Source organism: Streptomyces sp. NPDC013457, assembly GCF_043089925.1.
Classification (GTDB): Bacteria; Actinomycetota; Actinomycetes; order Streptomycetales; family Streptomycetaceae; genus Streptomyces.
Genome location: NZ_JBICBL010000007.1, coordinates 143509 through 163898, shown reverse-complemented (window position 1 = coordinate 163898; position 20390 = coordinate 143509). Strand labels below are relative to the sequence as shown.

The window sequence follows — 20390 nt, the reverse complement described above, 5'->3', positions numbered from 1 at the left end:
GGGGGCGGTGCGGGAACCCCTCGGGGGGGGGGGGGTGGCGTTTTCGGGTGGGGGTGGGGCGCGGGTTCGGGGGGGGGGGGGGACTGGGGGTGTTGCCCCGCCCTCCGCCGTACCCGGCCGGACGCCGTACCGTTCAGGCGTCCTGCTCCTCCAGGTCGTCGTCCAACTCGTCGTCGAAGACCGCGCTGACGTCGAAGCGGCAGACGATCCGCTCCGGATCGGCCTGCTCGAAGGGGGCGTTCAGCCACTCCCCCGGCTCCGGCAGCTCCTCCGCGGCCGAGACCCAGAGGGTGGAGTCGCCCTCCTCCAGGCCGAACTCCTTGTGCCGTGAGGCGATTTCATCCGGTTCGAACTCGCCGAACAGCACTCCGAGCGCCGCGTGCGTACTGACACCGACGGCCGGAGTCCCGTCCGCACCCTCCTCGTCGCCCTCCAGATCGGCGATGCGCTGAGCCTGGGCGAGGAGCCGCTTGGGCTCCGCCACGGCGTAGTCGCGGCGGATCAGCACGCTGAGGGCATGTGGCTCCTCCGGTCCCGCGTAGGGCGGCAGCGAGTCGTCGGCGCCCGGGATCTCGAAGGGGGTGACCTCGTCGTACCGGTCGTAGAGCCGCTCGTCGTACGCCTCGGCCGCCGCGGCGAGGGCGTTGAAGGCTTCGTAGACGGCCGGGTCGTCGTCCCCCGAACGACGTTCGACCGCCTCCAGGTGACGGTCCAGTGCGGCTTTGACCGCCTCGGCGGCGGCACGTACCTCGGCAGCGGTGGGCTGCGCAGCATCAGACATGGGACGCACGCTATCCGTAGCGGGCCGGTGCCCGCACAATAGATGCGATGCCGGAATACGAATTTGTCGACGTGTACGTGCCGCGCGGCGTCTCCCGCAAGGAGGCCACGCGGCTCCTGACCGACCACGCGGAGTACGGGCACTGGGAGTTGGACCGTCTGACCCTGCACCGGGACGGCAGCCGCAGGGTGCGGCTGCGCCGGCGCATCATCCGTCAGGTCCGCGCCACCTGGTGACATGACATGGGGCCCCGCGATGCGGGGCCCCTGCGCGTTGCGCGACCGGTCCGGTCGCCCGCCGGCGCTAGGCGGACCGGCGGTTGCGGCGGTAGAGCACCGCACCGGCGAGCAGCAGACCCGCGCCGGCCGGGACGATCGCCCCGAGCGGGCCGGAGCCGGTCTGCGCCAGCTCCTCGGTCTCGTCGGGCTGTGTGATCGTGTGCGTACCAGGCGTGTTCGGCCCGCCGGGCGTTCCGGGTCCGCCGGGCTCGCCGGAGTCCCCGGGGTTGCCCGGGTTGCCGGGCGTACCCGGGTTTCCGGGGTTGCCAGGGTTGCCGGGGTTACCAGGGTTACCCGGATTCCCAGGGTTGCCGGGGTTGCCCGGATTCCCAGGGTTGCCGGGGTTGCCCGGGTTACCGGGGTTGCCGGGGTTGCCGGGGTGCGTCGGCTCGACGCCGTTGCCGCACTCGTTCCCGAACGCCGGGTTGATCGCGCCGATGACCGAGATGCTGTTCCCGCAGGCGTTCACGGGGACGTGGACCGGCACCTGGACGTTGTTGCCGGACGCGACGCCCGGGGAGTTGCTGGTGCTGCCCTGGGCCGACGAGCCGCGGCGGTGCTTGCCCGGCTTGGAGACGTTGGCGCACTTGTTGCCGAACGTCGGATTGAGCAGCCCGACCACATTGACGGTGTTTCCGCAGACGTTCACCGGCGCGTGCACCGGAACCTGGACGGAATTGCCGGACGCGACGCCCGGAGAATTCGAGGCGGTGCCGTTCGCTCCCGCATCGGCATTCGCGTAACCACCACCGAGGGCGAGTACCCCGCCCGCGGCCGCAACGGTGATCAGGCCCTTGCGCGTGACCTGTCGCATAGCTGTTCCCTGCCTTCTCGGCTTCTGCCTTCTGGCTTCAGAAGAGGGGCCACCGGGCACCACGCCCGGGGCGGAAATGGCCACCGGCCCCGGAGTGCATGGCACGCACTCCGGGGCCGGACTGGCTCAGACCCTCACGGGTCGAGGCACAACGTCAGGCGTTGATGCAGGTGTTGCCGAAGGCGGGGTTCAGCAGCCCGATCACGGAGACCGTGTTGCCGCACACGTTCACCGGGACGTGAACCGGCACCTGGACGACGTTGCCCGAGAGCACGCCGGGGGAACCGATGGCGGCACCCTGGGCACCCGAGTCGGCAACGGCCATGCCCGCACCCGCGAGAACGAGACCGCCCGTGGCAGCCGCAGCAGCGACGACCTTCTTGATCATTATTCCTCCTTGTTGGCAATGCGATCCCAGCCGCGGACCGCACCACCTGTAACGAGGGGAAAGTAATGGGGCTACGAGCGTATGAGTGCATTCACTCGTTCCGGGCACATGCGCACGTGCGCCCGAATACCGGCCGAGGCTCTCAGGAGGCGTCGATGAACCGGTCGAGGACGCGTGCACCGAACTTCAGGCCGTCGACCGGAACCCGCTCGTCCACGCCGTGGAACATCCCGGCGAAGTCCAGCTCCGGCGGCAGCTTGAGCGGCGCGAAACCGAAGCAGCGGATACCGAGGTCGTCGAAGGACTTGGCGTCGGTACCGCCGGAGAGCATGTACGGGACGGCACGGGCGATCGGGTCCTCGGCGCGCAGGGCGAGCTGCATGGCGTCGACGAGGGCTCCGTCGAAGCTGGTCTCCAGGGCCTTGTCCCCGTGCACGTCCTCGCGCTTGACCCGCGGGCCGAGGATCCGGTCGAGGTCGGCCAGGAACTCCTCCTCGTAACCCGGCAGGAAGCGTCCGTCGACGTGCGCCGTGGCCTGTCCGGGGATGACGTTGACCTTGTACCCGGCGCCGAGCATGGTCGGGGCGGCGGAGTTGCGCAGGGTCGCGCCGACCATCTTGGCGATGCCGCCCAGCTTGGCGAGCGTCGCCTCCATGTCCTCGGGGTCGAGCGGGGTGCCCAGCGCGTCCGAGAGCTCGTCCAGGAAGGACCGTACGGTCTTGGTGACCCTGACCGGCCACTGGTGGCGCCCGAGACGGCCGACGGCCTCGCAGAGCTCGGTGATGGCGTTGTCGTTGTTGGTCATCGACCCGTGCCCCGCCGTGCCCTCGACGGTGAGCCGCATCCAGTGCATGCCCTTCTGTGCCGTCTCGACCAGGTAGAGCCGCAGGTTCTCGTTGACGGTGAAGGAGAAGCCGCCGACCTCGCCGATCGCCTCGGTCACCCCGTCGAAGAGGTCGCGGTGGTGGTCGACGAGGTGCCGGGCGCCGTACGTGCCGCCCGCCTCCTCGTCGGCGAGGAACGCCAGGACGATGTCGCGCGGGGGCTTGCGGCCGCTGCGCATCCGGTCCCGTACGACCGCGAGGGTCATCGCGTCCATGTCCTTCATGTCGACCGCGCCCCGGCCCCAGACACAGCCGTCGGCGATCTCGCCGGAGAAGGGGTGGTGGGTCCAGTCCTCGGCGTTGGCCGGCACGACGTCGGTGTGGCCGTGGATCAGCAGGGCCGGCCGGGAGGGGTCCTCGCCCTCGATACGGGCGACGGTGGAGGCCCGCCCCTTGTGCGACTCGATGATCTTCGGCTCGAGACCGACCTCGGCGAGCTTCTCGGCGACGTACTCCGCCGCCGCCCGCTCGCCCGGGCCGGAGTGGTCGCCGTAGTTGCTGGTGTCGATGCGGATGAGGTCACGACAGAGGTCGACGACCTCGTTCTCGGCGGTCTCGCCGTTGTCCCTCCGGGCCGTGTTCGACTCGCTCACGCTGCTTCCTCCCACTACGTGCCCCACGTGCTTGCTGGTGGTCGCCCCCATCCTCGCGCGCCCGGCTCCGGGACCCAAGGGCGCCCGTCGGCCGACACACGTCTGTCACACGGTTCCGCCCGGAGCAGGGGTGGTGATCGACCACCCCTGATGTTTGCTATGGTTTTCCACGTCGGAACGGCCGAGCGGCCGGAAAGACAGACACCTTGTCCGGGTGGCGGAATGGCAGACGCGCTAGCTTGAGGTGCTAGTGCCCTTTATCGGGCGTGGGGGTTCAAGTCCCCCCTCGGACACCAGCGAAGGACCCCACGTCATGTGGGGTCCTTCTTGCTTTCGGACGACGGCTTCTCGGACGACGGCTTCTCGGACGACGGCTTGTGGGGCGACGGCGCGAAGGGCGCGGTGCGGGACGGAACGACGGAGGGCGAGGCCGGTGAGACGGAGAACGAGGACGCCTGCCGCGCCGCTTCCGCAGCGGGACGGGATCGATCCGGTGCGGGTGCGGCTGCCCGAGGAGCCCGATGCCGGCTGGGCGACCGTCGGGGACTACCTGCGGGCGCGGTACGGGGGCGCCATCGGGGACGCGCGGGTCGCGGAGATGCTGCGGGACGGGCGGTTCGTCGGGGTGGACGGGGCGGTCGCCGGGGACGAGCCGTACGTCGCCGGGCTGCGGCTCTGGTTCCACCGGGACTTCCCCGCGGAGGAGCGGGTCCCCTTCGAGCTGGGGATCGTGCACCGCGACGAGCGGATCGTCGTCGTCGACAAGCCGCACTTCCTGGCGACCATGCCGCGCGGGCGCCATGTGACCGAGACGGCGCTCGCCCGGCTCCGGCGGGAGCTGGGGATGCCGGAGCTCCAGCCCGCGCACCGGCTCGACCGGCTGACGGCCGGCCTGGTGCTCTTCATCGTGCGGCCCGGCGACCGGGGCGCGTACCAGACGCTGTTCCGGGACCGGCTGGTCGGCAAGGAGTACGAGGCGGTGGCGGCGTACGAGCCCGGGATCGCGCTGCCGGTGACCGTGCGGAGCCGGATCGAGAAGGAGCGCGGGGTGATCGCCGCCCGCGAGGTGCCGGGTGAGCCGAACAGCGAGAGCCGGATCGAGCTGGTGGAGCGGCGCGGCGGGCTCGGGCGGTACCGGCTGCTGCCGGCGACCGGGCGGACCCATCAGCTGCGGGTGCACATGAACAGCCTGGGACTGCCGATCCTGCACGACCCGGTCTATCCCGTGGTCCGCGAGGACGGGCCGGAGGACCATGCGCGTCCGCTCCAGCTGCTCGCGCGGACGCTGGAGTTCACCGACCCGCTCACCGGCGTCCCGATGCGGTTCGAGAGCGGGCTGCGGCTCCATGGGCTCGACGGGCTCGGCTGAGGCGGTTCCGACAGCCGCCCCCGCACACAGCGCGAGACCCCCGCAGGCGGTCGCCTGCGGGGGTCTCGGCACCCCGTGGGGGGTCGTCAGTCCTGGGTCACCGACGCGGTCGCGCGGACGCGCTTGCGGACCAGGAACCAGCCGCCGACGAGCGCGAGGGCGATCAGCGGGAGGCAGTTCACGGTGGTGCGGCTGATGCCGCCGTCCATCCACATCAGGACGAGGACGGAGCCGAGGAAGACCAGCGTGACGATCTGGGTGTACGGGGCCCAGGGCAGCCGGTAGCCGGGGCGGGTGACCCGGCCTTCCTTGGAGCGGTTCACGAAGAGCAGCGAGCAGACCATGATCATGGCCCACGTGCCGATGATGCCGATGGAGGCGAAGTTCAGCACGAGCTCGAAGGCCTCGCCCGGCATGAGGTAGTTCAGGCCGACGCCGAGGACACCGAAGGCGGCGGTGAGCAGGATGCCGCCGTAGGGCACGCCACCCTTGTTCATGACGCCGGTGAACTTGGGCGCGGAGCCGGCGAGCGACATGGAGCGCAGGATCCGGCCGGTCGAGTAGAGACCCGAGTTCAGGCTGGAGAGCGCGGCGGTGAGGACGACCAGGTTCATCACGCCGGCGGCGCCGGGGATGCCCAGCTTGTCGAAGACGGTGACGAACGGGCTCTGGTCGCCGGAGTACGCGGTGTACGGCAGGAGCAGGGCGAGGAGGATCACGGAGCCGACGTAGAAGAGGCCCACGCGCCACATGATCGAGTTGATCGCCCGCGGCATGATCTTCTCGGGGTTCTCGGTCTCGCCGGCGGCGACGCCGCACAGCTCGACGGAGGCGTACGCGAAGACGACACCCTGGATCAGGAGCAGCATCGGCATGACACCGGTCGGGAAGATGCCGCCGTTGTCCGTGATGGTGGACAGGCCCGGCGTGTGGCCGCCGACGTCGTGCGAGGTCACGATCAGGAAGATGCCGATGAGCATGAAGGCGACGAGCGCGCCGACCTTGATGATCGCGAACCAGAACTCCATCTCGCCGAAGTACTTCACGGAGATGAGGTTGGCGGCGAGGACGACCGCGAGGGCGATCAGCGCGAGGATCCACTGCGGGACGTCGCTGAACATGGCCCAGAAGTGGGCGTAGGTCGCGGCGGCGGTGATGTCCGCGATGGCGGTGGTCGACCAGTTGAGGAAGTAGAGCCAGCCGGCCGTGTAGGCGCCCTTCTCGCCCATGAACTCACGCGCGTAGGAGACGAACGCGCCGGAGGAGGGGCGGTAGAGGACCAGCTCGCCGAGAGCCCGCACCACGAAGAAGGCGAAGACGCCGCAGACCGCGTACGCGATGAAGAGGGACGGGCCGGCGTTGGCCATGCGGCCACCGGCGCCGAGGAAGAGGCCGGTGCCGATCGCGCCGCCGATGGCGATCATGTTGATGTGGCGGGACTTGAGGTCCTTGCGGTACCCGGCGTCGCCGGCGTCTACGTGGGGGGACGCCCCGGATGCCGTCGCCGGTGGCGTGGCGGACAGCGTGTCGGCCGCAGGGAGGGTGCGGTCACTCATGGAGTTGTTCGCCTTCGTGAGGGGAGGGTCTGTGCGGTACCCGGCCGAGCGCGTGGAGGTCGTCCACGGCTCTCACGGCCAGCGCACATCGTCACGGCACGGCGGGAATTCAGCAGTGGCCAATGTCACTGATCGCCCTTATTTGAGCTACTTCTGAGGTTCCTACGACGCGAACGCCTGGGATCGAAAGGTTTTACGGCGCGAGAACGTCCAGTTCCTTGAGCGCGCCGACCGCGATCTGGCGGGTGAGCTCCTCGGCGCGTACCGCGTCACGCTCCCGTACCGCCTCGGCGACCTGGACGTGGAGGGTCACGGCCGCCGGGTCGGGGTCCTCGAACATCACCTGGTGCCGGGTGCGGCCGGTGAGCACCTCGGCGACGACGTCGCCGAGCCGGGCGAACATCTCGTTGCCGGAGGCGTTCAGGACGACCCGGTGGAAGGCGATGTCGTGGACGAGGTACGCCTCCAGCTGCCGGCCGCGCGAGGTGGCGACCATGCCGAGCGCCTGCTCGGTCAGCTCACGGCACTGCTCGGGGGTGGCGTGCACGGCGGCGAGTCCGGCGGCGACGGGTTCGACGGCGGAGCGGAGCACGGTCAGGGAGCGCAGCTGGCGGGGCCGGTCGGTGCCGGCCAGGCGCCAGCGGATGACCTGGGGGTCGTAGACGTTCCACTGCGCGGTCGGCAGGACGATCACACCCACGCGGCGGCGGGACTCGACCAGGTGCATGGACTCCAGGACGCGGACGACCTCGCGGACGACGGTGCGGGAGACGTCGAAACGCTGGGCGAGTTCGTGGGTGCGCAGGACGCTGCCGGGCTGGTACTCCCCCGCGGTGATCGCGAGACCCAGGATGGCGAGGACGTGCGGATGGAGCCCCTGGGCCGGTGTCGTCATGGGGGTCAGCCTACGCGTGGACCAAGATCGCCAATAAAAAGTATGACTTTAAAGTCACAGTCTCTTGAATACGTCGTACCCAATGGGTTTCATGAGCGCGACGGAATCGATGTCGAAGAAGACAGCGAGGCACCACCCCATGAGCTCCACCTCCCCGACGGTCTCCCCGGTCGTCGTCGTGATGGGCGTCGCCGGCACCGGCAAGACGACCATCGGTCCGCTGGTCGCGGACGCGCTCGGAGTCCCCTATGCCGAGGGCGACGATTTCCATCCTGCGGCGAACGTCGCGAAGATGTCGGCCGGCACCCCGCTGGACGACGCGGACCGCGGCCCCTGGCTCGACGCGATCGGGCGGTGGGCGCACGGCCGTGAAGGGATCGGCGGGGTGGTGAGCAGTTCCGCGCTGAAGCGGATCTACCGGGACCGGCTGCGGGCGGCCGCCCCGGGCGTGGTCTTCCTCCATCTGACCGGCGACCGCGAGCTGATCGAGCGGCGGATGAGGGAGCGCAAGGGGCACTTCATGCCGACGGCGCTGCTCGATTCGCAGTTCGCCACGCTGCAGCCGCTCGGCGACGACGAGGCCGGTGTGGCCGTCGACGTCTCCGGTTCGCCCGAGGAGATCGCCGCACGGGCGGTGGCCGCGCTGCGCGAGCACGCCGGCTGATCTCCACAAGCCCTGCGGCAGATCCGCCGTAGCCCGCGGCAGGCTGCCGTGGCCCTGCGGCAGCCCTGCCGCGCGCCGGAACTCCTGCCGTGCCCCCGCGGCACGCGGTACCCGCCGCACCGTCGTCCCTCGCCCGTTCCGGGTGTCGGACGGGCCCCCTTCCTGCCCCCACCCGTCCCAAAGGAACCACCGTGACCAGTCTCAGCGTCGAGGTGCTGGCAGCGGACGCCGTCGAGCCGATCACCTCGGCGGGCAACGCCCAGCTCGGCATAGCCGTGCTCGCGGGCATAGCCGTCATCGTCCTGCTCATCACCAAGTTCAAGCTGCACGCCTTCCTCGCCCTGACCATCGGGTCGCTGGCCCTCGGCGCCTTCGCCGGGGCGCCGCTCGCGGCGACCATCGACTCCTTCACCGCCGGTCTGGGCAAGACCGTCGCGGGTGTGGGTGTGCTGATCGCGCTCGGCGCGATCCTCGGCAAGCTGCTCGCCGACTCCGGCGGCGCGGACCAGATCGTCGACACGATCCTCGCCAGGGCGAGCGGCAGGTCGATGCCCTGGGCGATGGTGCTGATCGCCTCCGTCATCGGTCTGCCGCTCTTCTTCGAGGTCGGCATCGTCCTGCTGATCCCGGTGGTCCTGCTCGTCGCCAAGCGCGGCAACTACTCGCTGATGCGGATCGGCGTGCCGGCCCTCGCCGGTCTGTCGGTCATGCACGGTCTGATCCCACCGCACCCCGGCCCGCTGGTCGCCATCGACGCGCTCGGCGCCAACCTCGGCGTCACGCTCGCCCTCGGTGTGCTGGTCGCCATCCCGACCGTGATCATCGCCGGTCCCCTCTTCTCCCGGTACGCGGCCCGCTGGGTCGACATCCCGGCCCCCGAGAACATGATCCCCGCGCGTCCGTCGGAGGACCTGGAGAAGCGCCCCGGCTTCGCCGCCACCGTCGCGACCGTCCTGCTGCCCGTCGTCCTGATGCTGGTCAAGGCGCTGGTCGACATCGTCGTCGACGACCCCGACAACGCCGTGCAGAAGGTCACCGACGTCATCGGCTCGCCGCTGATCGCTCTGCTCGCGGCCGTCATCGTGGGCCTCTTCACGCTGGGCCGCGCGGCCGGCTTCACCAAGGAGCGGCTCTCCTCGACCGTCGAGAAGTCCCTCGCCCCGATCGCGGGCGTGCTGATGATCGTCGGCGCGGGCGGCGGCTTCAAGCAGACGCTGATCGACGTCGGCGTGGGCCAGATGATCCTGGACTTCTCCGAGAACTGGTCGATCCCGGCGCTGTTCCTGGCCTGGCTGATCGCGGTGGCCATCCGGCTCGCGACCGGTTCGGCGACGGTGGCGACGATCTCCGCGGCCGGACTCGTGGCCCCGCTCGCCGAGGGCATGGGCACGAGCGAGACGGCGCTGCTCGTCCTCGCGATCGGTGCCGGTTCGCTCTTCTTCAGCCATGTGAACGACGCAGGCTTCTGGCTCGTCAAGGAGTACTTCGGGATGAACGTCGGCCAGACGATCAAGACCTGGTCGGTGATGGAGACGATCATCTCGGTCGTCGGCATCGTCTTCGTCCTGCTGCTTTCGCTCGTGTTGTAGCGGCCGAACGCACTCCGCAGCCCTTGCAGACGGACCGGGTCCGGGCGCCTCCTGGCGCCCGGACCCGGTCCGGTTCGGTTCGGTTCGGTTCGGGCAACGTGCCGCGTGCCACACTGCGGCGCATGGAAGAGAGTGAGATCACCGCACGGACGGAGAGCCCCGAGCACTCCGGGACTCCCGAGGACTCCGGGATTCCCGAGGATCCCGCGTCCCTCAAGCCGTTCGAGCTGGCCTTTCCCGGCCCCCTGCGCGACCAGCTCGTGGCGGCCGTGCTCTCCGGCGAGAAGACCTCGACGACGGGTCTCCTGGTGGAGTACGAGGTGGAGGGCGACGAACTGCCGCGCGTCGGCGAGCGCTGGGCGCTGATCGACTCGCGGGGGCTGCCCGTCGCCGTGGTGGAGACCACGGAGGTACGGGTGCTGCCGGTCGGCGAGGTCGACCTCCCGTTCGCGATCGAGGAGGGGGAGGGGTACACGACGGTCGCCGAGTGGCGGGCCTCCCACGAGAGGTTCTGGCACGGCGCCGAGATGCGGGAGTTCCTCGGCGATCCGGAGTTCACCGTGACCGACGCGACGGTGGCGGTCGCGGAGCGGTTCACGGTCGTACGGCGACTGGGCTGAGGTCTGGGGGCGGTGGCGGGCGCATCGCGCGCCACCGCCCCCCGTACGGCCTTCGGCCCGCCGCCCGTAGGCCTTCTACCCCACCGCCTGCGCGGCCGCCCGGCCCGCCGCCCGGCCCGAGAAGATGCAGCCGCCGAGGAAGGTGCCCTCCAGGGAGCGGTAGCCGTGGACGCCTCCGCCGCCGAACCCGGCCGCCTCGCCCGCCGCGTAGACCCCTTCCAGTGCCTCTCCGCTCTCGGTGAGCACCCTCGACGAGAGGTCGGTCTCCAGACCGCCGAGCGACTTGCGGGTCAGGATGTTCAGGCGTACGGCGATCAGCGGACCGGCCTTGGGGTCCAGGATCCGGTGCGGGGGCGCCGTACGGATCAGCTTGTCGCCGAGATATCTGCGGGCCCCTCGGATCGCCGTGACCTGGAGGTCTTTGGTGAAGGGGTTGGCGATCTCGCGGTCCCGCGCCGTGATCTCCCGGCGCAGTTCCGCCTCGTCGATCAGCGGCTCGTCCGTGAGGGCGTTCATCCCCCGGACGAGCGCGGACAGGTCCTTCTCGACGACGAAGTCGACGCCGTTGTCCATGAACGCCTTCACCGGGCCCGGCACGTCCGCGCGGGCCCGGCCGATGACGTCGCGGACCGACTTGCCGGTGAGGTCGGGGTTCTGCTCGGAGCCGGAGAGGGCGAACTCCTTGCCGATGATGCGCTGGTCGAGGACGAACCAGGTGTGGTCGTGCCCGGTCCGCATGATGTGTTCCAGCGTGCCGAGGGTGTCGAAGCCCGGAAAGAGCGGGACGGGCAGCCGGCGGCCGGTCGCGTCGAGCCAGAGCGAGGACGGGCCGGGCAGGATGCGGATGCCGTGCCTGGCCCAGATCGGGTTCCAGTTCTCGATGCCCTCGGTGTAGTGCCACATCCGGTCGCGGTTGATGTGGTGGGCGCCGGCCTCCTCGGTGATGCCGAGCATCAGCCCGTCGACATGGGCGGGGACGCCGGAGAGCAGCTTCGCGGGCGGGGTGCCGAGCCGGTCGGGCCACTGCTTGCGTACGAGGTCGTGGTTGCCGCCGATGCCGCCCGAGGTGACGATCACCGCCTGCGCGCGGAGTTCGAAGGGGCCGGTGACCTCCCGGCTGCTCGCGGTGCCGCGCTCGGCGGTGGAGGGCTCCAGGATCTCGCCGCTGACGGTGTCCACGGCTCCGGCGGTGCGGCCGAGGCCGGTCACCCGGTGGCGGAAGCGGAGCTGGACCCGGCCGGAGGCGACGCCCTCGCGGACCCGGCGCTCGAAGGGGGCGACGAGGCCGGGGCCGGTGCCCCAGGTGATGTGGAAGCGGGGCACCGAGTTGCCGTGCCCGTTCGCGTCGTAGCCGCCGCGCTCGGCCCAGCCGACCACCGGGAAGAAGCGCACGCCGCGCGCGTGCAGCCAGGAGCGCTTCTCGCCCGCCGCGAAGTCGACGTACGCCTCCGCCCACTTCCGCGGCCAGTGGTCCTCGGCGCGGTCGAAGCCCGCCGTGCCGAGCCAGTCCTGCAGGGCGAGGTCGCGGCTGTCCTTGATCCGCATCCGGCGCTGCTCGGGCGAGTCCACGAGGAACAGCCCGCCGAAGGACCAGTGGGCCTGTCCGCCCATGGACTGTTCGGGCTCCTGGTCGAGCAGGATCACGCTCCGCCCGGCGTCCACGAGTTCGGCGGTGGCCACCAGGCCGGCGAGGCCGGCTCCGATCACGATCACATCAGCGTCGTACGACATGGACCGAATCTTGGATACACCGATGTATCGAGTCAACAGTCCGGACCCTTTCCCGCCCCTCCCGTTTTCTAATGTCGAGCATTAACATGCTCGGCATGGCGAGGACATCGGGGCCCGAGACCCGGGAGAAGCTGATCCGTGCGGCGGAGGAGGTCTTCGCGGCGCAGGGTGTCGACGGCGCCCAGCTGCGCGACGTCGTGGCCCTCGCGGGCCAGAGCAACCCCTCGGCCGTGCAGTACCACTTCGGCTCGCGCACCGGACTCCTCGACGCGGTGATGGCGGGCCGCCAGAGACGTACGGAGCAGGTCCTGGAACCGCTCCTCGCCGAGGCCACGGACGAGCCGCACGCGCTGATCCGGGCCCTTGTCACGGCCGAGGCGAGCGAGCTGGGCACCGAGCGCGGCCGCCGCTGTCTGCGGATCTCCGCCCAGCTCAGCCATGAGAGCGGGGTGCGCACCCGCACCCCGCATCCCACGCTCGACGGCACCGTGTACTGGCGGCTGATCGAGCGCGTCGAGGCCTGCCTGACCGGTCTGCCCGAGCCGCTGCGGCTGGAGCGGCTCGATCTGGCGCTCACGGTCGTCGGCGCGGCCATGGCCGACCGGGCCCGGCAGTACCTCGACGGCACCGAGCCGCTCACCGGGCAGCCGCTCTTCCTCGCCGACCTCGTCCAGACCACGACGGCCCTGCTTCAGGCTCCGCCGCCCTCGATCGACAAGGACCTCTCATGACCGAGACCACCCGCCTCCACGACCTCACCGGCCGGACCGTCCTCATCACCGGGGGCGCCCGCGGTCTGGGCGCCGAGGCCGCACGGCAGTCCGTGGCCGCCGGTGCGAACGTCGTGATCACGGACGTGCTCGACGAGGACGGCGAGGCGACCGCGGCCGGGCTGGGCGACCGGGCGCGCTTCCTCCACCACGACGTCACGTCCGAGGAGGCATGGGCCTCGGCCGTCGCTTACGCGGTCGCCGAGTTCGGCGGGCTGCACGGTCTGGTGAACAACGCCGGGATCTCCAGCGGCGCGTTCCTGGAGTCGGAGTCCGTCGAGAACTTCCGCAAGGTGCTCGACATCAACCTGACCGGTGTCTTCATCGGCATGAAGGCCGCGATACCGGCGATGAAGGAGGCGGGCGGCGGCTCGATCGTCAACATCTCCTCGGCCGCGGGGCTGATGGGCCTGGCGCTGACGGCCGGCTACGGCGCCTCGAAGTGGGGCGTGCGGGGGCTGACGAAGATCGGCGCGGTGGAGCTGGGCACGGCGGGGATCCGCGTCAACTCGGTCCACCCGGGCATGACGTACACGCCGATGACGGCGGTCGTCGGCATCGAGCGCGGCGAGGGCAGGTACCCCAACACCCCGATGGGCCGGGTCGGCGAGGCGCCCGAGATCGCGGGCGCGGTGGTGTTCCTGCTCTCGGACGCGGCCTCGTACGTGACGGGTGCGGAGCTGGCCGTGGACGGCGGCTGGACGACCGGTCCGACGGTGAAGTACGTGATGGGGCGGTGACGTACGTGAGGGGGCGGTGACGTCGTGACGCGACGACCTCGTGGGCGGTGACGCCCTGACACCGGGCAGTGGCGACGCGGCTTGCGCCCCCGGTGATTTCATGGCGGTATGACGAACCCCGCCGAAGAGATCCTGGACGTCGTCGACGAGAACGACGAGGTGGTCGGCCGGGCCCCGCGCGCCGAGGTGTACGCCCGGGGTCTGATCCATCGCTGCACCTTCATCCTGGTGCGGGACGCCGAGGACCGGATCTTCGTGCACCGGCGCACGCCGGTGAAACTGGTCTACCCGTCGATGTACGACATGTTCGTCGGCGGTGTCGTCGGCGCCGGCGAGTCGTACGACGACGCGGCGCTGCGCGAGGCGGAGGAGGAGCTGGGCGTCTCCGGGCTGCCGCGCCCCGAGCCGCTGTTCCGGTTCCTGCACGACTCCGGGGGCGTCGCCGGGAAGTGGTGGTCCGCGGTCTACCAGGTGCGGTGCGAGCTGCCGGTGAACCCTCAGGTGGAGGAGGTCGCCTGGCACGCGTTCCTTCCGGAGACGGAGGTCGTCGCGCGGCTCGGCGAGTGGGAGTGGGTCCCGGACGGGCTGGCGGCCTACGAACGCCTGCGTGCGCGCCGCGGTTAAGGTGCCCAGGTGAGTGACTTCGTACAGAGTCTGCGGCTGTGGTTCGCGCCGCAGCGGATCCGTGACGAGGGCGAGACCCCGGACTACCGGTTCTCGCTCGCCAACGAGCGCACCTTCCTCGCCTGGATCCGGACCGCGCTCGCGCTCGTCGGCGGCGGTTTCGCCGTCGACCAGTTCCTGCCGGACCTGCGGTGGGGCGTACGGGTCGGGCTCGCGCTCGCGCTGCTGGCCGCGGGTGTGCTGTGCGCGCTGCGGGCGGTGAACCACTGGGTGCGGTGCGAGCGGGCGATGCGGCGCGGGGACGACCTGCCGGTGTCCCGCTTCCCGACGGTGCTGAGCCTCGCGGTGGCCGTGGTCGCGCTGGCGATGGTGGTGGTCATCCTCTTCGGCTGGGCCGGACGGTGACCGAGGCGGCGAAGCCCGTCCGGGATCCGGGGCTGCAGCCGGAGCGGACCCGGCTCGCGTGGCGGCGTACGACGCTGACCTGCACCGTCGTGGCGGTGCTCGCGACGAAGTCGGCGATCAGTGACGCGATCACACCGGCTTCGGTGGCGGGGGCCGCGCTCACCGCGCTGGTCTGGATCGGCTTCCTGGCCGTCGCCCACCGCCGGATCCGCGCCCTGGACGCGGCGCGCCCGGGGCCGCTCTCCCCTCGGGGCGCGCTGCTCGCGACGGCGTGCACGGTCGCGCTGGCGGCGTTCGCGGTGGCCGTGGTGCTCTGAGCCGCCCCGGAGTCGTTCCGTCCGGCGCCGTCCGCCGCAGTCCGCCGCTCGCCGCCGCCCGGAGTCCGCGGCCGTGCGCCGCTCGCCGTCAGTCGGCCCACTCCACGGTGACCACGACCTTGCCGTGGAGGCCGCCCTCCTGGTTGGCGCGCTGGGCGTCGGCGGCCTGTTCCAGCGGGAAGGACCGCGCCACCCGTACGGACAGGGCGCCCTCGTCGGCCAGGGCGGCCAGCGCGGCGAGGTCCTGGGCGTCGGGCCGTACCCAGAAGTAGCGGCCGCCCAGGCCGATCACCTCGCCGTCCGCGATGGAGGCGAGGCGGCCCTCGGGGGCGAGGACCCTCGGCGTGAGCTTGAGGTACGGTCCGCCGATCGTGTCGAAGGCCGCGTCCACCCCGTCCGGCGCCAGCGCGCGGACCTGCTCGACGAAAGTGGCCTCGTCGTAGACCACCGGCTCGGCGCCCAGCTCCCTGATCTGCTCCTGGCCGGCCTCGCGGGCGGCACCGATGACCCGGCAGCCGAGGTGGAGGGCGATCTGGACCGCCATGGAGCCGACCCCGCCTGCCGCCGCGTGCACCAGGACCGTCTCGCCGGAACGGACGGTGAGCGCCTGGTGGAGCACCTGGTAGGCCGTGAGTCCGACCAGCGGAAGCGCGGCGGACTCCTCGAAGCCGAGGGTGCGCGGCTTGCGGGCGAGGGTGCGGACCGGGGCGGCGACGTACTCCGCGAAGGTGCCGCGGCAGAGGAAGTCCTCGCGGACGTAGCCCATGACCTCGTCGCCGACGCTGAACTCGGTGACGGAGACACCGGGCTGGACGACCACCCCCGAGACGTCCCAGCCGGGTACGACCGGGAAGACGGCGTCGATCATCCCGTCGAGGTAGCCCGCCTGGGCCTTCCAGTCGACCGGGTTCACGGCCGCCGCGCGCACCTTCACGAGCACGTCGTCGGGGCCGACCTTGGGGTCGGGCCGCTCCCCGTACTCGAGCACCTCGGGTCCGCCGTACCGGCTGTAGCTGATGGCCTTCATACCCCGAACGATCACGGCGGGCCGGAGGTGCCGCAAGCCGGATACCCCCGGCGGAGTGCGGCGACGCGCACGCCCGGACCCCAGGCCGATACAGGGACGAAAGCGGCATTTCGGACTAGCCTGAGGCCATGACCCTTCTCCACCACGAGCACCCCACCCACGCGCACACGCACGGGCCCTCGTGCGGGCACACCGCCGTGACCCACCACGACCACGTGGACTACGCCCACGACGGGCATCTGCACCGTGAGCACTCCGGGCACTGGGACGAGTGCGAGCCCTCCTCCCACGTCCCGCACACCCACCCCGACCACACGCACGGGCCGGACTGCGGGCACACGGCCGTCGCACACGGGGACCACGTCGACTACGTGCACGACGGGCACCGGCACGCGGCGCACGGCAACCACTGGGACGACCACTGAGCCTTCTGCGGAACGGGCCCGACTGACAGGCTCCCCCGAGGGGAAGTACTCGCCGGTCGGGCCGTTCTTCACATCCAGGGGGATTCCTTGTCCGTCACCGATCCGTACGTCGTCGCACTCGCACCGGGCGTGCACGCGTTCGTCCAGCCCGACGGCGGCTGGTGTCTGAACAACGCCGGGTTCGTCGGGGATCGCGGCGAGACGCTGCTCGTGGACACCGCCGCGACCGAGCGCCGGGCGCGACTGCTCCGCGAGGCGGTCCTGGCCGAGGGACTGCCGCTCCCCCGCACGATCGTCTCCACGCACCACCACGGCGACCACACCTACGGCAACGGGGTGTTCCTGCCGGAGGCTCGGATCGTCGGGCACGAGTCCTGCCGGGCCGAGCAGCTCGCGGCCGGGCGGCAGCTCCATCTGCTCTGGCCGCAGACCGACTTCGGCGAGATCGAGGTGGCGCCGCCCTCGCTCACGTACAGCGAGCGGCTGACGCTGTACGTGGGTGAGCTGGAGGTGCGCGTGCTGCACCCCGGCCCCGCGCACACGACCGGCGACTCGATCGTCCATCTCCCGGAAGAAGGCGTGGTGTTCACGGGGGACCTGGTCTTCCACGGCGGAACGCCGTTCCTTCCGATGGGGTCGCTCGCGGGTTCGCTGCGCGCGCTCGAACTGCTGCGCTCGCTGGACGCCCCGACGGTGGTGCCGGGGCACGGGCGGGTGACGGACCCCTCGGCGTACGACGCGACGGAGCGGTACCTGCGCTGGGTGGCCGAACTGGCCCGCGAGGGGCACGCCAAGGGGGCGACACCGCTGGAGACGGCGCGATCGGCGGACCTCGGCGAGTTCGCGGAGTGGCGGGAGAGCGAGCGTCTGGTGGCCAACCTGCACCGTGCGTACGCGGAGCTGAACGGCCTGCCCGAAGGCTCGCCGCTGGATCCGGTGACGGTCTTCGGCGACATGGCCGCGATGAACGGCGGCGTTCCGGTGGCCTGCCACGCGTGAGCGGCACGCCCTCGCGACGGCCGGGCGATCGTCGCGAGGGGGCGTTCGGGCCGAGAGGCAGGGCCCCGGGGGCCGGGAAGTCTGCCCTGCCGTACCTGGCGGGACGTCAGCCCGCCCGGCTATACCGGGAAGGCAGACGACCGGCGCCCGAAAGGACCTTCATGTACGACCGAGCGAGCAGCCGGGCAGCGAAGAAACGGGACGCCTCGGCGGACCGCACCTCCTCGGCCCGGGCGGTGGCGCCCGCCGAGTCACTGCTCGGCCTCCAGCGCTCGGCCGGGAACGCCGCCGTCGTCCAGATGCTGCGCCGTGCCGGCGCCGCGCAGGACGAGCACCGGCACGGCGCGGGGTGCGGGCACGAGGAGGAGCCGGGGCCGTCGGTGCAGCGCTCCTCCGTCCACAGCGTCCTGCGCGGTGGCGGCCGGCCGCTCGACGCCGAGAGCCGGTCCGACATGGAGGCGCGGTTCGGCGCCGACTTCTCCGACGTCCGCGTCCACACGGACTCCGCCGCCCAGGCGTCCGCGACCGAGCTCGGCGCCTCCGCCTACACCTCCGGCAGCCACATCGTCGCCGGGCCCGGCGGTATGGACCGGCACACCCTCGCGCACGAGCTGACCCATGTCCTCCAGCAGCGCAAGGGGCCGGTGGCCGGCACCGACCGGGGGGACGGGCTGCGTGTCAGCGATCCGTCGGACCGGTTCGAGCGTGAGGCCGAGGCGACGGCCCACCGCGTGCTGCGCTCGTCGGCGACCCAGGCCGCCGGGGAGGCGACGGCCGACGCCGCGCCGGTCGCGGGGGGAACCGGCGACGTCCAGCGCATGCACCACCCGGGCAAGATCGACGACGAGGTGCGCAGGCTGCTCGACCAGGCGGACGAGAGCATCAACGACTACGTCGCCGAGTACGACACCTGGGCCGCGAACCGCGCCAAGCCGAAATGGGTCCTCAGCAACCCGGATCTCAACGACAACGTCGAGTACATCCACGGCCTGGTGGGTCCGCTCCAGGGGCGAGGCAAGGCCGAGGTGGTGGCCGCCGTGGAGGCGAGCCTCCGGGCCGACCTGACCACCACCTCGTCGGAGACGATGGCGAGTTCCCAGGCGGCGGCGCTCAAGGCCAAGCGCAAGCTCGTCCTCGGCCGGACGGGCGACACCGGGCCGTGGGCCCAGTACCAGCAGGGGAAGCCCCAGGTCGGGGACCGGCTGCCGGAGGACGCCCGGATGGGCCGGCGGCTCAACACCACCAAGTGGTCCGTCCCGGTCAACTACGCCTTCATGGACGGCGGCATCGCCGAGCGCGCCGTGTTCAAGATCCTCACCAACCTCGGCGCCCAGATCGAAGGCATGCTGATCGCCGGTCAGTTGCACACGGGCAACTTCTGGAACGAGGTCGAGGCCCTGGGCGACGGCGCGCTCTGGGACAGCAACAAGGCGGCCGACGAGGGTGGTCCCCAGGCCATGCTGGGCCACGAGATCCTGCAGCTCCTCGAGTCCGGCTACCAGTTCTTCGGCCGGGAGAGCACGTACGCGCAGGGCGCCCGGCTGGTGGCGATCCACCCCGACCGGCCGGCGCCCGCGCCCGGCGACAAGACCCAGCCGATCACACTCCCCTGAGCCCGTCCGCGAGTACGCCGTCCAGGCCCTTTTCCCCGGCGGCGCGCAGCCTTCGCAGGGCCGCCGCGTCGTCACGGTCGCGGTGGGTGCCGTCGTCCTCCAGCCAGCGGCGGTGCAGGGCGGCGAGGGCCTCCCGGTCCAGTTCGACGCCGAGGCCGGGGGCGTCGGAGACGGGGAGGCGCCCGTCCCGGAATTCGGGGCGGGTGGTGACGACGTCCTCGGTCTGCCAGGGATGGTGGGTGTCGCAGGCGTGGTCCAGGTCGGGCAGGGTGGCGGCGACCTGGGTCATGGCCGCGAGGCTGATCCCCAGGTGGGTGTTGGAGTGCATGGAGAGCCCGACGCCGTACGTGCGGCAGAGCGCGGCCAGTTCGCGCGTGCGGTGCAGGCCGCCCCAGTAGTGGTGGTCGCAGAGCACGATCCGTACCGCGTCCCGGGCGAAGGCCCTGGGGATCTCCTCGAAGGTCGTCACGCACATGTTGGTCGCGAGCGGCACGTCCGTACGGGACGCGACCTCGGCCATGGTGTCCGTGCCGGTCGTCGGGTCCTCCAGGTACTCCAGGACGCCCTTCAGTTCGCGCGCCACCTCCAGCGCGGTCTCCACGGACCACGCGCCGTTCGGGTCGAGGCGGAGCGGCCGGCCGGGGAACTCCTCGGCCAGGGCCCGGATCGCGGCGATCTCCTGCTCGGGCGGGAAGACACCACCCTTGAGCTTGAAGGAACGGAAGCCGTACGTCCGGTCGAAGCGGCGGGCCTGTTCCACGATGCCCGCCGGGTCGAGGGCCGGGCCCCAGTCGTCGGTTCCGGCGGTCTTGTAGAAGAGGTACGCGCTGTACTCGACGGAGTCGCGGACCTTGCCGCCGAGGAGGGCGTGGACGGGGAGGCCGAGGCTCTTGCCGAGCGCGTCGAGGTACGCGACCTCGAAGGCCGAGACGACGGAGAGGCGGAGCTTGGCGGCGGTCTGGACCCCGCGCAGCCCACCCGCGTCGACGCGCGCGTCGACGGCTCGTGAGTCGCCGCACACCCGCGCGGCCAGCACGAACAGGCCGTTCACGTCCGTGACCGTTTGGCCGGGCAGCGCCTCGGCCAGCGGCCGTGCGAGATCCAGATACCTCCCGTCGCCGTACGTCTCCCCCAGGCCGGTGACCCCGCCCCGCGTGACGACCTCCACCACCAGGCGGGGGGTGAAGGGCTGATGGACGCCCTGCGTGTTGAGCAGGGGCGGGTCGGCGATCAGGATCGGGGTCAGCCGGACTTCCTCGACGAGCAGGTCTGGATTCATATGTGAACCCTATTCATGGCTCCGATTCA

At 71.3% G+C, this 20390-nt stretch carries 22 protein-coding genes and 1 tRNA gene; 14 read left to right on the top strand and 9 right to left on the bottom strand.

The window, feature by feature from the left end:
• Positions 1-133: 133 nt before the first annotated feature.
• Positions 134-781, bottom strand: a complete 648-nt coding sequence (locus tag ACF1G2_RS20265) for a hypothetical protein (protein ID WP_391799597.1) — start codon at positions 779-781, stop codon at positions 134-136.
• 47 nt (positions 782-828) lie between these two features.
• Between ACF1G2_RS20265 and ACF1G2_RS20260 the strand changes: the two genes are divergently transcribed.
• Complete coding sequence (locus ACF1G2_RS20260) at positions 829-1017, top strand: DUF5703 family protein (protein ID WP_100106356.1); 189 nt, start codon at positions 829-831, stop codon at positions 1015-1017.
• 67 nt (positions 1018-1084) lie between these two features.
• Here the strand turns inward: ACF1G2_RS20260 and ACF1G2_RS20255 are convergent, their stop codons facing one another.
• The 3 genes from ACF1G2_RS20255 to ACF1G2_RS20245 all read right to left on the bottom strand — a co-directional run bounded on the left by ACF1G2_RS20255 (position 1085) and on the right by ACF1G2_RS20245 (position 3738).
• Complete coding sequence (locus ACF1G2_RS20255; protein ID WP_391799596.1) at positions 1085-1873, bottom strand: chaplin; 789 nt, start codon at positions 1871-1873, stop codon at positions 1085-1087.
• Positions 1874-2027: 154 nt separating this feature from the next.
• Complete coding sequence (chpH, locus tag ACF1G2_RS20250; protein ID WP_260230231.1) at positions 2028-2261, bottom strand: chaplin ChpH; 234 nt, start codon at positions 2259-2261, stop codon at positions 2028-2030.
• A gap of 142 nt (positions 2262-2403) precedes the next feature.
• Positions 2404-3738, bottom strand: coding sequence for a M20/M25/M40 family metallo-hydrolase (locus ACF1G2_RS20245; protein ID WP_391799595.1), 1335 nt, complete (start codon positions 3736-3738; stop codon positions 2404-2406).
• A 208-nt stretch (positions 3739-3946) separates the two neighbouring features.
• Here ACF1G2_RS20245 and ACF1G2_RS20240 point away from each other — a divergent pair.
• A tRNA-Leu gene (locus ACF1G2_RS20240) sits at positions 3947-4034 on the top strand.
• A gap of 137 nt (positions 4035-4171) precedes the next feature.
• A complete protein-coding gene (locus ACF1G2_RS20235) occupies positions 4172-5107 on the top strand; it encodes an RluA family pseudouridine synthase (RefSeq protein ID WP_391799594.1) in 936 nt (311 codons plus the stop codon).
• An 86-nt stretch (positions 5108-5193) separates the two neighbouring features.
• Here ACF1G2_RS20235 and ACF1G2_RS20230 read toward each other — a convergent pair whose 3' ends face one another.
• Both ACF1G2_RS20230 and ACF1G2_RS20225 read right to left on the bottom strand, forming a co-directional pair.
• A complete protein-coding gene (locus ACF1G2_RS20230) occupies positions 5194-6663 on the bottom strand; it encodes an amino acid permease (RefSeq protein ID WP_391799593.1) in 1470 nt (489 codons plus the stop codon).
• Between the two features lie 193 nt (positions 6664-6856).
• The gene (locus ACF1G2_RS20225) at positions 6857-7558 is read right to left on the bottom strand and encodes a FadR/GntR family transcriptional regulator (RefSeq protein ID WP_391799592.1); all 702 of its coding nucleotides are present in this window, start codon (positions 7556-7558) and stop codon (positions 6857-6859) included.
• Positions 7559-7697: 139 nt separating this feature from the next.
• Between ACF1G2_RS20225 and ACF1G2_RS20220 the strand changes: the two genes are divergently transcribed.
• The 3 genes from ACF1G2_RS20220 (at position 7698) to ACF1G2_RS20210 (ending at position 10431) form a co-directional block, all read left to right on the top strand.
• A complete protein-coding gene (locus tag ACF1G2_RS20220; RefSeq protein WP_391799843.1) occupies positions 7698-8222 on the top strand; it encodes a gluconokinase in 525 nt (174 codons plus the stop codon).
• 191 nt (positions 8223-8413) lie between these two features.
• Positions 8414-9811, top strand: a complete 1398-nt coding sequence (locus tag ACF1G2_RS20215) for a GntP family permease (protein ID WP_391799591.1) — start codon at positions 8414-8416, stop codon at positions 9809-9811.
• Positions 9812-9933: 122 nt separating this feature from the next.
• Positions 9934-10431, top strand: coding sequence for an ASCH domain-containing protein (locus tag ACF1G2_RS20210; protein WP_391799590.1), 498 nt, complete (start codon positions 9934-9936; stop codon positions 10429-10431).
• A 75-nt stretch (positions 10432-10506) separates the two neighbouring features.
• Here ACF1G2_RS20210 and ACF1G2_RS20205 read toward each other — a convergent pair whose 3' ends face one another.
• Positions 10507-12162, bottom strand: coding sequence for an FAD-binding dehydrogenase (locus ACF1G2_RS20205; RefSeq protein WP_391799589.1), 1656 nt, complete (start codon positions 12160-12162; stop codon positions 10507-10509).
• 95 nt (positions 12163-12257) lie between these two features.
• On the opposite strand from ACF1G2_RS20205, the gene ACF1G2_RS20200 reads away from it, so the two are divergent.
• The 5 genes from ACF1G2_RS20200 to ACF1G2_RS20180 all read left to right on the top strand — a co-directional run bounded on the left by ACF1G2_RS20200 (position 12258) and on the right by ACF1G2_RS20180 (position 15018).
• On the top strand, positions 12258-12893 hold the full coding sequence (locus tag ACF1G2_RS20200) for a TetR/AcrR family transcriptional regulator (protein WP_391799588.1): 636 nt from the start codon (positions 12258-12260) through the stop codon (positions 12891-12893).
• Positions 12890-13672, top strand: coding sequence for a glucose 1-dehydrogenase (locus ACF1G2_RS20195; protein WP_391799587.1), 783 nt, complete (start codon positions 12890-12892; stop codon positions 13670-13672). Before ACF1G2_RS20200 ends, ACF1G2_RS20195 begins: the two co-directional genes overlap by 4 nt.
• A gap of 108 nt (positions 13673-13780) precedes the next feature.
• Positions 13781-14296, top strand: coding sequence for an NUDIX hydrolase (locus ACF1G2_RS20190; RefSeq protein WP_391799586.1), 516 nt, complete (start codon positions 13781-13783; stop codon positions 14294-14296).
• A gap of 9 nt (positions 14297-14305) precedes the next feature.
• On the top strand, positions 14306-14701 hold the full coding sequence (locus tag ACF1G2_RS20185; protein WP_391799585.1) for a YidH family protein: 396 nt from the start codon (positions 14306-14308) through the stop codon (positions 14699-14701).
• Complete coding sequence (locus ACF1G2_RS20180) at positions 14698-15018, top strand: DUF202 domain-containing protein (protein ID WP_391799584.1); 321 nt, start codon at positions 14698-14700, stop codon at positions 15016-15018. The genes ACF1G2_RS20185 and ACF1G2_RS20180 overlap by 4 nt, the downstream gene beginning before the upstream one ends.
• 88 nt (positions 15019-15106) lie before the next feature.
• On the opposite strand, the gene ACF1G2_RS20175 is transcribed toward ACF1G2_RS20180, so the two are convergent.
• Positions 15107-16045: an NADP-dependent oxidoreductase gene (locus ACF1G2_RS20175; protein ID WP_391799583.1), complete on the bottom strand. Its 939-nt coding sequence runs from the start codon at positions 16043-16045 to the stop codon at positions 15107-15109.
• Positions 16046-16173: 128 nt separating this feature from the next.
• Between ACF1G2_RS20175 and ACF1G2_RS20170 the strand changes: the two genes are divergently transcribed.
• From ACF1G2_RS20170 to ACF1G2_RS20160, 3 genes are all read left to right on the top strand, one after another.
• Positions 16174-16470, top strand: coding sequence for a hypothetical protein (locus ACF1G2_RS20170; RefSeq protein ID WP_391799582.1), 297 nt, complete (start codon positions 16174-16176; stop codon positions 16468-16470).
• Positions 16471-16557: 87 nt separating this feature from the next.
• Positions 16558-17469 (top strand): MBL fold metallo-hydrolase, encoded by a 912-nt coding sequence (locus ACF1G2_RS20165; RefSeq protein WP_391799581.1) that lies wholly within the window; start codon positions 16558-16560, stop codon positions 17467-17469.
• A gap of 161 nt (positions 17470-17630) precedes the next feature.
• The gene (locus tag ACF1G2_RS20160) at positions 17631-19082 is read left to right on the top strand and encodes a DUF4157 domain-containing protein (protein ID WP_391799580.1); all 1452 of its coding nucleotides are present in this window, start codon (positions 17631-17633) and stop codon (positions 19080-19082) included.
• On the opposite strand, the gene ACF1G2_RS20155 is transcribed toward ACF1G2_RS20160, so the two are convergent.
• The gene (locus ACF1G2_RS20155; RefSeq protein ID WP_391799579.1) at positions 19069-20361 is read right to left on the bottom strand and encodes a glucarate dehydratase family protein; all 1293 of its coding nucleotides are present in this window, start codon (positions 20359-20361) and stop codon (positions 19069-19071) included. The genes ACF1G2_RS20160 and ACF1G2_RS20155 overlap by 14 nt on opposite strands.
• Positions 20362-20390: the final 29 nt, after the last annotated feature.

Bases quoted from the DNA above. Each gene is read 5' to 3' on its own strand.
- ACF1G2_RS20230 (WP_391799593.1), bottom strand. From the start codon at position 6,663: ATGAGTGACCGCACCCTCCCTGCGGCCGACACGCTGTCCGCCACGCCA.
- ACF1G2_RS20160 (WP_391799580.1), top strand. From the start codon at position 17,631: ATGTACGACCGAGCGAGCAGCCGGGCAGCGAAGAAACGGGACGCCTCG.
- ACF1G2_RS20205 (WP_391799589.1), bottom strand. From the start codon at position 12,162: ATGTCGTACGACGCTGATGTGATCGTGATCGGAGCCGGCCTCGCCGGC.
- ACF1G2_RS20200 (WP_391799588.1), top strand. From the start codon at position 12,258: ATGGCGAGGACATCGGGGCCCGAGACCCGGGAGAAGCTGATCCGTGCG.
- ACF1G2_RS20225 (WP_391799592.1), bottom strand. From the start codon at position 7,558: ATGACGACACCGGCCCAGGGGCTCCATCCGCACGTCCTCGCCATCCTG.
- ACF1G2_RS20190 (WP_391799586.1), top strand. From the start codon at position 13,781: ATGACGAACCCCGCCGAAGAGATCCTGGACGTCGTCGACGAGAACGAC.
- ACF1G2_RS20170 (WP_391799582.1), top strand. From the start codon at position 16,174: ATGACCCTTCTCCACCACGAGCACCCCACCCACGCGCACACGCACGGG.
- chpH (WP_260230231.1), bottom strand. From the start codon at position 2,261: ATGATCAAGAAGGTCGTCGCTGCTGCGGCTGCCACGGGCGGTCTCGTT.
- ACF1G2_RS20175 (WP_391799583.1), bottom strand. From the start codon at position 16,045: ATGAAGGCCATCAGCTACAGCCGGTACGGCGGACCCGAGGTGCTCGAG.
- ACF1G2_RS20265 (WP_391799597.1), bottom strand. From the start codon at position 781: ATGTCTGATGCTGCGCAGCCCACCGCTGCCGAGGTACGTGCCGCCGCC.
- ACF1G2_RS20155 (WP_391799579.1), bottom strand. From the start codon at position 20,361: ATGAATCCAGACCTGCTCGTCGAGGAAGTCCGGCTGACCCCGATCCTG.
- ACF1G2_RS20210 (WP_391799590.1), top strand. From the start codon at position 9,934: ATGGAAGAGAGTGAGATCACCGCACGGACGGAGAGCCCCGAGCACTCC.
- ACF1G2_RS20220 (WP_391799843.1), top strand. From the start codon at position 7,698: ATGAGCTCCACCTCCCCGACGGTCTCCCCGGTCGTCGTCGTGATGGGC.
- ACF1G2_RS20255 (WP_391799596.1), bottom strand. From the start codon at position 1,873: ATGCGACAGGTCACGCGCAAGGGCCTGATCACCGTTGCGGCCGCGGGC.
- ACF1G2_RS20195 (WP_391799587.1), top strand. From the start codon at position 12,890: ATGACCGAGACCACCCGCCTCCACGACCTCACCGGCCGGACCGTCCTC.
- ACF1G2_RS20260 (WP_100106356.1), top strand. From the start codon at position 829: ATGCCGGAATACGAATTTGTCGACGTGTACGTGCCGCGCGGCGTCTCC.